We start from the raw sequence: 7,307 nt of genomic DNA, 5'->3' as shown, positions 1-7,307 counted from the left end.
AGTTCGACTCGGCGCTCGGGGCGCTGGCGGCCGATCCAGACCGGCCCTGACCGCCCCGGCGCCGACGACGCCGGGGACGCGCCGCGCCATCGTCGGACGAGGAAGCGGTCGCCGGCTGGGCCTCTGCCGGGTCGCCGGCACTCGCGGCTGCAGCACCGCCACCGCGGGTGCGGCGCCGGTTGCGGCTACGGCGTGGCTGTGCGTCGTCGTCCTTCGGGCCTCGTGCGGCCTCGCGGGCCCCACCATGGCCGGACTGCCGGCCCTTGCCCTGTCTCTTGCCGGTCTCGCCGAGGTCCTCGATCTCCTCGGCGTCGAGGCCCGCGCGGGTCTGCTCGGACTTGCGCAGGTAGCCCTTGGCGTCGGTGGGGATGTGGAGCTCCGTGAAGAGGTGCTCTGAGGAGGAGTAGGTCTCCTCCGGCTCGGGGATGCCGAGGTCGAGCGCCTTGCTGATCAGGGCCCACCGGTGCAGGTCGTCCCAGTCGACGAACGTCACGGCCACACCGGTGTTGCCGGCGCGACCCGTGCGGCCGATCCGGTGCACGTAGGTCTTCTCGTCCTCCGGGCACTGGAAGTTGATGACGTGGGTGACGTTCTCGACGTCGATGCCGCGGGCGGCGACGTCGGTCGCGACAAGGACATCGACCTTGCCGTTGCGGAAGGCCCGGAGCGCCTGCTCCCGGGCGCCCTGCCCGAGATCACCGTGCAGTGCCGCCGCCGCGAAGCCCCGCTCGCTCAGCTCGTCGGCGACCTTGGCGGCGGTGCGCTTCGTGCGCGTGAAGACGATGGTGAGGCCCCGGCCCTCGGCCTGCAGGATCCGCGAGATCATCTCGACCTTGTCGAGGGCGTGCGCACGGAAGACGAACTGCTCGATCGCCTTCACCATCTGCGCGTTGTCCGGGTCGTCACCCATCGCCCGGATGTGGGTCGGCTGGGTCATGTAGCGGCGGGCGAGCGCGACGATCGCGCCCGGCATCGTCGCGGAGAAGAGCATCGTCTGTCGCTTCGTCGGCGTCAGGGACATGAGGGTCTCGACGTCGGGCAGGAAACCGAGGTCGAGCATCTCGTCGGCCTCGTCGAGGACGACGACGCGCGCCTGGGACAGGTCGAGATGGCCCTGCTTCGACAGGTCGATGAGCCGGCCCGGGGTTCCCACGACCACCTCGACACCGCGACAGCGCCTCGACCTGCGGCTCGTAGGCCCGGCCGCCGTAGACGCTGAGGACACGGACGCCGCGCCGCTTGCCGGCGCGCTCGAGGTCGCCGGCGACCTGGACGGCGAGCTCACGGGTGGGGACGATGGCGAGGGCCTGCGGCGACCCCGGCTTGGCGAGGTCGGCAAACCCGGGATCTGCGGCCGTGACGACCCGGTCGAGGATCGGCACGCCGAAACCGAGCGTCTTGCCGGTGCCGGTCTTGGCCTGGCCGATGATGTCGTGGCCCGCCAGGGCGACCGGCAGGGTCATGGCCTGGATCGGGAAGGGGGTCACGATGCCGGCGTCGGCGAGGGCCGCGACGATCTCGGCGTGGATGGGGAAGTCGGCGAAGGTCGTCACCGGGGCGGCCGGCACCGGCTCCTGCTCGGTGGTCTCCGGGGCATCGGTCGTGCTCTGGGTCATGTACGTCTCTCGGTCTGCACGAGCACCCCGCGGCCCATGGGGGCACGGGAGCTCAGTGGCTCCTGACGGGCCGATCGGGGGATTTCGGGAGGAGTGGTGACGCCCGCAGGTCTGCGGGGCACTGGGGCCCGGGCACGAGGCCCGGCGCCATCCATGCTGCACCGTCAATGCTCATCTTCAGGGCCGACCGGGCACCGAATGGTCGCACCCAGTCTACCGGCTCGAAAGCGGTCCGCGGACCATCTCACTACTGTGGCCCCATGACCGACCCCGATGGCGTCCTGACTCCGCCGGAGCCGACCGGCTTCGACCTCGACGACCCGGACTTTCGGGCCGCGGTCGTCGACCTGCTCGGTGGGCTCGCCTACGGAGAGCTGCGCGCCTTCTCCCAGCTCGCCGCCGACGCCGAGCTCGCGCCGAGCCTCGCGCACCGCTCCGAGCTCGCCTTCCTCGCCGAGCAGGAGATCGGTCACTACCGGCTCCTCGTGGAGCGGCTCCGCAGCCTCGGCGTGGAGCCCGAGCAGGCGATGCAGCCGTTCGTCACGGCGATCGACGCCTTCCACGACCGCACCCGGCCGTCCGGGTGGCTCGAGGGCCTCGTCAAGGCGTATGTCGGGGAGGGCATCGCGCAGGACTTCTACCGGGAGATCGCGGCCTACGTCGACCCCGACACCCGGGATCTGGTCATCCGGGTCCTCGACGACAGTGGGCGGGCCGACTTCGTCGTGACGGCCGTGCGCGAAGCCATCGAGGTCTACCCCCGGGTAGGGGGACGACTCGCCCTCTGGGGCAGGCGGCTCGTCGGGGAAGCCCTCTCGCAGGCTCAGCACGTGGCGGTCGAACGCGACGCCCTCACCAGCCTGCTCATCGGTGCGCCAGGGCGGCCGGCTGCCGACCTCGCCGAGCTCGGTCGGATGCTGGTCCGGCTCACCGACGAGCACTCGCGGCGGATGGAGCGGCTCGGCCTGGCCCCCTGAGGGCCAGGTGGAGCGGGCTCCGCGGCATACCCCCGGGCAGGAAGGCAACAGCAAAAGGGCCCGGCCAATGCGGCCGGGCCCTTTCGCTATCGATCGGTCAGGTCGTCTTGTCCGTCGCCCGGCCGTAGATCGAGATCCCGATGATCGCGACGACGATGCTCACGATCCAGTACCACCAGCTGATGCCCCCGCCGCCGGAGTAGTTGAAGAGCGCGCCGAGGATCAACGTCGTGACCACCGAGGCGATGATCCCGATGATGATCGTCATGACCAGCGAGATGTTCTGCTTGCCGGGCATGAAGAGCCGGGCGAGCGCACCAATGATCAGTCCGGCCACGATGGCCCCGATGATTGTGCCGATCATCTACTGTTCCTCCTGTTCCGCCCTGGGCTGGGCGTCGTCAGACCGGAATCCGGTCCCTGTCAGCCCATCCCGTACCCAGCAACACCGGCGTCAGCACGACACGGAGAGGTAACGATTCGGCAGACGCTTCGGAGGATGCGCCGGCGTCGGCGCGTGCTGGCCTCACTGGGCGCCGAAGCCCACTCCGCCCTTCTTCTCGGCACCGGTGGTGACGTAGCCGACGGCGGCGCTGGGGACGATGATCCGTCCGCCCTTGTCGTCGGTCAGCTCGAGGACGTCGGCCGACCGTGAGGCCCGCACCGCCTAGATGATCTCCTCGGGCGTCATGCTCGACTCGAAGCTGATCTCGCGGGCGCAGTTCTGCACGCCGATCCGGACCTCCACGGCAATCCCTTCCTCACGTACTGAGCTGGCTGGGCAGTTGTTCGTCACCTTAACCAGCGGGGGAGACGGTCGATTCCCGGCCTTCGGCGGTGTCGCCGCGCGTCACCGCCGGGAAGCCGGCGATCCCCCGGCGGATGAGCGCACCCGTGATCCGGGTCGCGGTCTCTTTCGAGATCGTGTCGCCGTGGCTGAGCCAGTGCCGGGCCGTCGTCTGGGCGAGGCCGACGAGGCCGACGCCGATCATGACCGCCTCCTCCTGGCCGAGCTCGGTCTCGTCGCGGATGATCCCGGCCATGGCCTCGGCGCAGGTCAGCACGATCTGGTCGAGGCGGCTGCGCACCTCCGGCTCGTTGGCGAGGTCGGACTCGAAGATGAGCCGGAACGCCGCACCCTCGTGCCCCACGAAGTCGAAGTAGGCCGCAACCATGGTGCGGACCCGGGCCTTGTTGTCCTCCAAGGCGAGCGCGTCGCGGACCAGCCGCTCCAGCTCGCTCGCATGCCGGTCGATGAGCGCGAGATACAGCTCGAGCTTGCCCGGGAAGTGCTGGTAGAGAACCGGTTTCGAGACACCCGCGCGCGCCGCGATGTCATCCATGGCGGCTTGGTGGTAGCCGTTCTCGGTGAAGACGCTGAGCGCCGCCTCGAGCAGCTGGGCCCGGCGCTCGGTGCGGGGCAGTCGCTGGCTCCGAGCGGTGATGGGCAGGTCGTCGGGCATCCGCATCCTTCTCGTCGTTCCGGAGGCCCGGGACGAGGGCTCTCGCGATGTCGTTCACACCATACCGAGCAGTACCGTGGGCCCATGCGTAGCGAGGCGATCGTCGAGACCGGGCGTGAGCTGACCGGACCGGAGGTCACCCGGTACGCCCGCCATGTCCTCATCCCCGGCGTCGGCATCGAGGGCCAGGAGCGGCTCGTCGCCTCGAAGGTCCTCGTCGTCGGAGCCGGCGGGCTCGGCTCGCCGGCCCTGCTCTACCTCGCGGCTGCGGGTGTTGGCACGATCGGCATCGTCGACACCGACGTGGTCGAGCTGACGAACCTGCACCGTCAGGTCGTGCACTCCGACGCCGACATCGGCCGGCCCAAGACGGAGTCGGCCGAGGCAGCCGTCCACCGCGTCAACCCGCACGTGAGCGTCATACGGCACGACGTACGGCTCGACTCGAGCAACGCGCTCGACATCATCGGCGACTACGACGTCGTCGTCGACGGCACCGACAACTTCCCGACTCGCTACCTCGTCAACGACGCGTGCGTCATGCTCGGCAAGCCGCACGTCTGGGGCTCGATCCTCCGCTTCGACGGCCAGGTCTCCGTCTGGTGGGCAGGCCACGGGCCCTGCTACCGCTGCGTATTCCCGCAGCCGCCGCCACCGGGATCGGTGCCGAGCTGCGCCGAGGGCGGTGTCTTCGGGGTCCTCTGTGCGGCGATCGGGTCGGTCCAGTCGACCGAGGCGATCAAGCTGCTCCTCGGCATCGGCGAGCCGCTGACCGGACGGCTCCTCGTCCACGACGCGCTCCGGCAGACGTGGGACACCCTGACCGTCCGGGCCGACCCCGACTGCCCCGTCTGCGGCACGCACCCGACCGTCACCGAGCTCATCGACTACGTCGAGTTCTGTGGGGTGCCGGGGGCCGCCGCGGTCGGCGAGCAGCCGGTGCCGACCGTCACCGTCCGCGAGACCGCCGACGCGCTCGCGACCGACGACCCGCCCCTGCTCGTGGATGTCCGCGGCGCGGAGGAGCGGGCCATCGCGACGATCCCCGGCGCCGTCCCGATCCACCTCGATCTGTTCCGCTCAGGCGCCGCTTTCAGCGAGCTGCCCCATGACCGGCGCATCCTCATCCACTGCAAGGTCGGTGGTCGCTCGGCCGAGGCGACCCGCCTCGCCATGCGGGCCGGCTACACCGACGTCGCCAACGTCGAGGGCGGCATCATCGCGTGGATCGAGCAGGTCGACCCCAGCCAGACGCCGTACTGACGGGACGACATCTATGAGCCTGGAGGAGTACGCCGAGCGCGTCCTCGACCTCGTCGTGCAGATCCCCGAGGGCCGGGTGGTGGCCTACGGCGACATCGCGCGGATGCTGGGCGAGGGCGGGCCGCGCAACGTCGGCGCGGTGATGGCCCGATACGGCTCCGACGTCCCCTGGTGGCGCGTCATCCGCGCGGACGGGCGCCCGCCGCAGTGCCACGACGGCGAGGCGATCGCGCGCTGGCGGGCCGAGGGAACGCCCATGGTCGGCGGGTCGCTCACGGGCGGACGGGTCGACATGGCGCGGGCGCGGTGGGAGGGGCCGGTCTCGTCGAGCGCGACAGGGGGCATCCACCACGTCGAGATCTGGGTCGGCGACCTCGGGACCGATGGCGCGGCCTGGGACTGGCTCCTCGGCCGGCTCGGGTACCGCCTCGGTGACGACTGGGGTCGCGGCCGCGCATGGGAGCTCGGCAGCCTCTACATCGTGATCGAGTCCGGCCCGGACGTGCTGGCAGGGGGCCACGAACGCCGCCGGCCCGGCCTCAACCACCTCGCCTTCCACGCCGGCTCGCCGAGAGACGTCGACGCGATGGTCGCGGAAGCGCTCGCCCACGGCTGGTCGCTCCTCTTCGCCGACGCACATCCGCACGCCGGCGGCCCGCACCACTACGCCGGCTACCTGGAGAGCCCGGGAGGGTTCGAGGTCGAGCTCGTCGCCCGCTGACACGCCCACGGTATGCCGCTCCCGTGCGGGCTGTGGCGACGCGCCCGGTGCCGCGGGTGCGAGGCGGGCGGTGTCGGTGCCGCGTGGTGCAATCGTTCTCGTGGTCATCCTCCGCCGCGCAGCCGCTCCCACCGCGCCGTCGATCCGGCTCGACGAGAGCCAGCGGGCGGTCCTCTCCTCATCGGCGCGGGTGCTGCGCGTGCTCGGCGGACCGGGCACCGGCAAGAGCACCCTTGCCGTCGAGCTGGTCGCGAGCCAGGTGGCGAGCGGCGAGCGGGCCGACCGCTGCCTCGTGCTCGCCCCGAGCCGACCGGCGGCGGCCGCGCTTCGCGACCAGGTCACGGCCCGCCTCGACGGGACGAGCACGCAGTCGCTGGCCCGGACCTGGCAGGCCTTCGGCTTCGCGCTGCTCCGCTCGGAGGCCGCGCTCCGCGGCGACCCCGCGCCACGGCTGCTCAACGGACCCGAGCAGGACGTCGTGCTCCGCGACCTCCTGGCCGGTCACGCCTCGGGCGATGCGCCCGGCCCGGACTGGCCCGAGTCGCTGCGGGCCGCGCTCGGCACCCGCGGGTTCCGCAACGAGCTGCGGGACCTGCTCATGCGCACGGTCGAGCACGGCCTCGGCCCGGACGACCTGCTCGCGCTCGGCAAGGAGCATGACCGGCCCGAGTGGGTCGCTGCATCCGAGGTGCTGCGCGAGTACGACCAGGTCACCGCCTTCTCGCGGCACGGTGCCTACGACCCGGCGTGGATCCTCACGGCCGCCGCCGATCTCCTCGAGGAGGAGCCGCTCGCACTCGACCGCCTCCGCGACGCGGTCTCCCTCGTCGTCGTCGATGACGCACAGGAGCTGACCTCCGCGGCGGCCCGCCTCCTTCGCGTCGTGGCCGGCGCCGGGCCCCGCGTCGTGCTGCTGGGTGATCCCGACGCTGCCGTCCAGACCTTCCGGGGTGCCGACCCCCGGTTCCTCGCGGACGGGTGGACCGCCCTGGGGCGCGAGTCGGCCAGGGCGACTCGGGTCCTCGAGGTGTCCCACCGGATCCCGAGCGTGGTCCGTGAGGCCGCCGCCCGGGTCGTCTCGCGGGTCGGCGCCCTCGGTGGCGGAGACCAGCGGGCCTGGAGCGCATCCCGCGCCGGTGGGGCCGTCGAGGTGGCCCTGCTGCGGTCCGCGGCTCAGGAGGCCTCGCACATCGCGGGCGTCCTGCGGCGCGCCCACCTGGTCGAGGGAGTGCCCTGGGACGAGATGGCGGTCATCGTCCGGGGCTCC

8 protein-coding genes and 1 pseudogene are annotated in these 7,307 nt (G+C 71.8%); 4 read left to right on the top strand and 5 right to left on the bottom strand.

Features of this window, described 5'->3' with window-relative positions; all coding sequences use genetic code 11:
• Positions 1-1,616 (bottom strand): annotated as a pseudogene (locus ACTHJJ_RS11925) (DEAD/DEAH box helicase); the annotation flags it as partial.
• 260 nt (positions 1,617-1,876) lie between these two features.
• Between ACTHJJ_RS11925 and ACTHJJ_RS11920 the strand changes: the two are divergent.
• Positions 1,877-2,593: a ferritin-like fold-containing protein gene (locus ACTHJJ_RS11920; RefSeq protein ID WP_440303164.1), complete on the top strand. Its 717-nt coding sequence runs from the start codon at positions 1,877-1,879 to the stop codon at positions 2,591-2,593.
• Between the two features lie 97 nt (positions 2,594-2,690).
• Here the strand turns inward: ACTHJJ_RS11920 and ACTHJJ_RS11915 are convergent, their stop codons facing one another.
• From ACTHJJ_RS11915 to ACTHJJ_RS11900, 4 genes are all read right to left on the bottom strand, one after another.
• Entirely contained in the window at positions 2,691-2,957 is a 267-nt protein-coding gene (locus tag ACTHJJ_RS11915; protein WP_440303163.1) for a GlsB/YeaQ/YmgE family stress response membrane protein, read from the bottom strand.
• A gap of 162 nt (positions 2,958-3,119) precedes the next feature.
• On the bottom strand, positions 3,120-3,257 hold the full coding sequence (locus ACTHJJ_RS11910; RefSeq protein WP_440303162.1) for a DUF3107 family protein: 138 nt from the start codon (positions 3,255-3,257) through the stop codon (positions 3,120-3,122).
• A 3-nt stretch (positions 3,258-3,260) separates the two neighbouring features.
• Entirely contained in the window at positions 3,261-3,389 is a 129-nt protein-coding gene (locus ACTHJJ_RS11905; RefSeq protein ID WP_440303161.1) for a hypothetical protein, read from the bottom strand.
• A gap of 1 nt (position 3,390) precedes the next feature.
• On the bottom strand, positions 3,391-4,056 hold the full coding sequence (locus tag ACTHJJ_RS11900; protein ID WP_440303160.1) for a TetR/AcrR family transcriptional regulator: 666 nt from the start codon (positions 4,054-4,056) through the stop codon (positions 3,391-3,393).
• Positions 4,057-4,140: 84 nt separating this feature from the next.
• Here ACTHJJ_RS11900 and moeB point away from each other — a divergent pair, with 84 nt between their 5' ends.
• The 3 genes from moeB to ACTHJJ_RS11885 form a co-directional block, all read left to right on the top strand.
• On the top strand, positions 4,141-5,319 hold the full coding sequence (gene moeB, locus ACTHJJ_RS11895) for a molybdopterin-synthase adenylyltransferase MoeB (RefSeq protein ID WP_440303159.1): 1,179 nt from the start codon (positions 4,141-4,143) through the stop codon (positions 5,317-5,319).
• 13 nt (positions 5,320-5,332) lie between these two features.
• Positions 5,333-6,040 carry an MGMT family protein gene (locus ACTHJJ_RS11890; RefSeq protein ID WP_440303158.1) on the top strand — a complete coding sequence of 236 codons (708 nt, stop codon included), beginning with the start codon at positions 5,333-5,335 and terminating at the stop codon, positions 6,038-6,040.
• Between the two features lie 100 nt (positions 6,041-6,140).
• The coding region (locus ACTHJJ_RS11885) for a UvrD-helicase domain-containing protein (protein WP_440303157.1) at positions 6,141-7,307 on the top strand (1,167 nt) is incomplete at its 3' end.

It is taken from the genome of Intrasporangium sp., from assembly GCF_051961875.1.
Lineage (GTDB): Bacteria > Actinomycetota > Actinomycetes > Actinomycetales > Dermatophilaceae > Intrasporangium_A.
The sequence above is the reverse complement of the archived record's forward strand: the minus strand, read 5'-3'. Positions and strand labels throughout refer to the sequence as shown.

Coding starts and splice junctions, on each gene's coding strand:
- ACTHJJ_RS11890 (WP_440303158.1), top strand. CDS start 5,333: ATGAGCCTGGAGGAGTACGCCGAGCGCGTCCTCGACCTCGTCGTGCAG.
- ACTHJJ_RS11915 (WP_440303163.1), bottom strand. CDS start 2,957: ATGATCGGCACAATCATCGGGGCCATCGTGGCCGGACTGATCATTGGT.
- ACTHJJ_RS11920 (WP_440303164.1), top strand. CDS start 1,877: ATGACCGACCCCGATGGCGTCCTGACTCCGCCGGAGCCGACCGGCTTC.
- ACTHJJ_RS11900 (WP_440303160.1), bottom strand. CDS start 4,056: ATGCCCGACGACCTGCCCATCACCGCTCGGAGCCAGCGACTGCCCCGC.
- moeB (WP_440303159.1), top strand. CDS start 4,141: ATGCGTAGCGAGGCGATCGTCGAGACCGGGCGTGAGCTGACCGGACCG.